The sequence below is a fragment of the Bradyrhizobium sp. genome, from assembly GCF_049798375.1.
In the GTDB taxonomy this organism is placed as follows: Bacteria; Pseudomonadota; Alphaproteobacteria; order Rhizobiales; family Xanthobacteraceae; genus Bradyrhizobium.
Window position 1 is genome coordinate 1 of record NZ_JBARGP010000594.1, and the last position, 2,831, is coordinate 2,831.

At 63.2% G+C, this 2,831-nt stretch carries 3 protein-coding genes; all 3 read left to right on the plus strand.

Annotated elements, in window-relative coordinates; genetic code table 11:
- Window positions 1-249 precede the first annotated feature (249 nt).
- The 3 genes from WA702_RS23920 (at window position 250) to WA702_RS23930 (ending at window position 2,769) form a co-directional block, all read left to right on the plus strand.
- A complete protein-coding gene (locus WA702_RS23920) occupies window positions 250-906 on the plus strand; it encodes a TetR family transcriptional regulator (RefSeq protein WP_425113029.1) in 657 nt (218 codons plus the stop codon).
- Between the two features lie 92 nt (window positions 907-998).
- Window positions 999-1,757: an SDR family NAD(P)-dependent oxidoreductase gene (locus tag WA702_RS23925; protein WP_425113030.1), complete on the plus strand. Its 759-nt coding sequence runs from the start codon at window positions 999-1,001 to the stop codon at window positions 1,755-1,757.
- A 205-nt stretch (window positions 1,758-1,962) separates the two neighbouring features.
- Complete coding sequence (locus WA702_RS23930) at window positions 1,963-2,769, plus strand: enoyl-CoA hydratase/isomerase family protein (RefSeq protein WP_425113031.1); 807 nt, start codon at window positions 1,963-1,965, stop codon at window positions 2,767-2,769.
- Window positions 2,770-2,831 lie beyond the last annotated feature (62 nt).

Consider the following 2,831-nt stretch of genomic DNA (forward strand, 5'->3'; position numbering starts at 1 on the left):
CCACCAGTGCATCGAGCACCTGCGCGGCGAGGTCGGCCGGATGCCAGCCGGCCAGACGGCCCCCCTTGCGGCCGCCCGCAGTGCGGGCAGCCGCGACGATATAGGCCTCGGCCATGACGTATCCTCCCTAGACTTGGTTCTTATGTTGGTGCGATTTAAATGGCCAAAGACGACTTAGTCAATCGATCAATTAACTCTTGAGCTCGCCGCTTGCTTCGGCTTATCTGCCGTCCGGTTTTGGACGGATCCATGGCATCTGAGCTCACGAGCAACGCGCCAAATAGAGTTCCCGCGGGGCGGAATGCCACCGCGGAAAAGCTTTTGGTCGCGGCCAGCGAACTGATGATCGCGCGCTCCTCGATCGAGGTATCCCTGAGCGACATCGCCCAGAGGTCCGGCGCCAATTCCGCACTGGTGAAATATCATTTCGGTAACAAGGACGGTCTGTTGCTGGCGCTGCTCGCGCGCGATGCTGCAACGGAAGTGACCAACCTCGAATACCTCCTGGCACAGCCGATCTCGCCGACCGCCAAGCTGAAGCTGCATATCGGCGGCATCATCCGCGCCTATCACCGGTTTCCCTATATGAACCGGCTGATCCACTATCTGCTGCATGAGAGCACGCAAGAGGCCGCCGACGACGTGTCGGAATTCTTCGTGGCGCCGTTGCTGGATTTTCAGCGCCGCCTGCTCGAAGAAGGCAGGAAGGCCGGCGAATTCCGCGAGGTCGATCCGGTGCTGTTCTACACCAGCCTGATCGGGGCCTGCGATCACCTGTTCTTCGGCCGCCACGCCATGTCGCGCGCGATCGGAATCGGCCCGGTCACCGACGAGGTCTGCCGGCAATACGTCGCGCATATGGAGGCGATGGTGTGCGGTGGAATCATCAAGGCGAATAGCGAATAGGGAATGGCGATTAGAGGGAGACGTTTCCCAATTCCCTACTCCCTATTCGCCATTCGCCATTCCAACAAGAAACGTCCAAGGAGACTAACATCATGCAGTTGAAAGATGTTGCCGTCGTCATCACCGGCGGCGGTTCGGGGCTCGGCGCCGCCACTGCGCGCGCCATGGCCGCCAAGGGCGCCAAAATCGGCGTGCTCGACCAGAGCCTGGAAAATGCGGAGAAGGTCGCCGCCGAAGTGAAGGGCGTCGCGTTGCATGCCGACGTCACCAATGAAGAGCAGGTCAAGGCCGCGCTCGCCAAGGCCGAAGCCGCGCATGGTGTCGCCCGCGTGCTGGTGAACTGTGCCGGCATCGGCGGCTCGCAGCGCATTGTCGGCAAGGACGGCGTCTATCCGCTGGCCAAGTTCACCCGCATCATCACCGTCAACCTGATCGGCACCTTCAACGTGCTGCGGCTGTTCGCCGAGCGCGCCATCACCACCGAGGTGGTCGGCGAGGAACGCGGCGTCATCATCAACACCGCGAGCGTCGCGGCCTATGAAGGCCAGATCGGCCAGATCGCCTATTCGGCCTCCAAGGGTGGCGTGGTCGGCCTCACGCTGCCGGCGGCGCGCGATCTCGCCAGCCAGAAGATCCGCGTCAACACCATCGCGCCCGGCTTGTTCCTGACGCCGCTGCTGATGGGCTTGAACGAGGAGGCGCGCAAAAGCCTCGGCGCCCAGGTGCCGCATCCGGCCCGGCTCGGCGACGCCTCGGAATACGGCAACCTCGCGGTCCACATCGTGGAGAATCCGATGCTCAACGGCGAGACTATCCGCCTCGACGGCGCCATCCGCATGGCCCCGCGGTAGTCGTTTCACTGGAAGTGCACCCTCTCCCCTTGTGGGAGAAGTGGCGCCGAAGGCGCCGGGTGAGGGGTTCTCTCCGCGCATGCAAATGCCGAGAGAGACCCCTCACCCAACGGAGTTTGTAGCCAGCTGCGGAATAGCCCTCTCCCGCAAGGGGAGAGGGCGCGGCAACGGGCGCCGGATTTTGTTGAAGCGTTGGAGAGTTGTCGTGTCTCAACCGCTCTTGATCGACCACAAAGACGGCGTCGATTGGGTCACGCTCAATCGCCCCGAAAGCCTGAACGCGCTCGATCCCGCCTTGATCGACGCGCTCAACGGCTATTTCGAAAGCCTGCAGCGCAATCGCACCACGCGCGTCGTGGTGTTGCGCGGCGCGGGCAAGAATTTTTGCGCCGGGCTCGACCTGAAAGCCGCGATGCAGCGCCGCGCCGGCATCAACGAGCCGCTCGGCGCCACCGACTCGCTGGATTCGCAGCGGCGTATTGCCGACATCGTGATGCTGATGCGGCGCTGCCCGCAGCCGATCGTTGCATTGGTGCAGGGGGCCGCAGCCGGCGGCGGCTTCGCGCTGGCGCTCGCATCTGACATCCGCATCGCCACCAGATCCGCGCGGATGAATTGCGCCTTCATCAAGCTCGGTCTCGGCGGCTGCGACATCGGCACCAGCTATTTCCTGCCGCGGCTGGTCGGCGTCTCCGTCGCCTCCGAACTGATCCTCACCGGCCGCTTCATCGGCGCGGAGCGCGCGCTCGCCGTCGGTCTGGTCTCGGAGGTGGTCGAGGAGGACGGGCTCTATGCGGCGGCCGCGCCTTACGTCGATGCGATGATGGTGGCCTCGCCGGTCGGCCTGCGGCTGTCGAAGGAGTGCCTCAACATGAGCGTCGATGCCGGCTCGATCGAAGCCGTGATTGCGATGGAGGATCGCAACCAGGTGCTGTGCAGCCGCTCGGAAGATTTCAAGGAAGGCATTCAGGCCTTTCTCGAGAAACGCAAGCCGGTCTATACAGGCAGATAAATATCAAGATCCGCAAAGGACGATATTTCGGGAGACGCAAAATGGATGGGACTGCAGCCGGC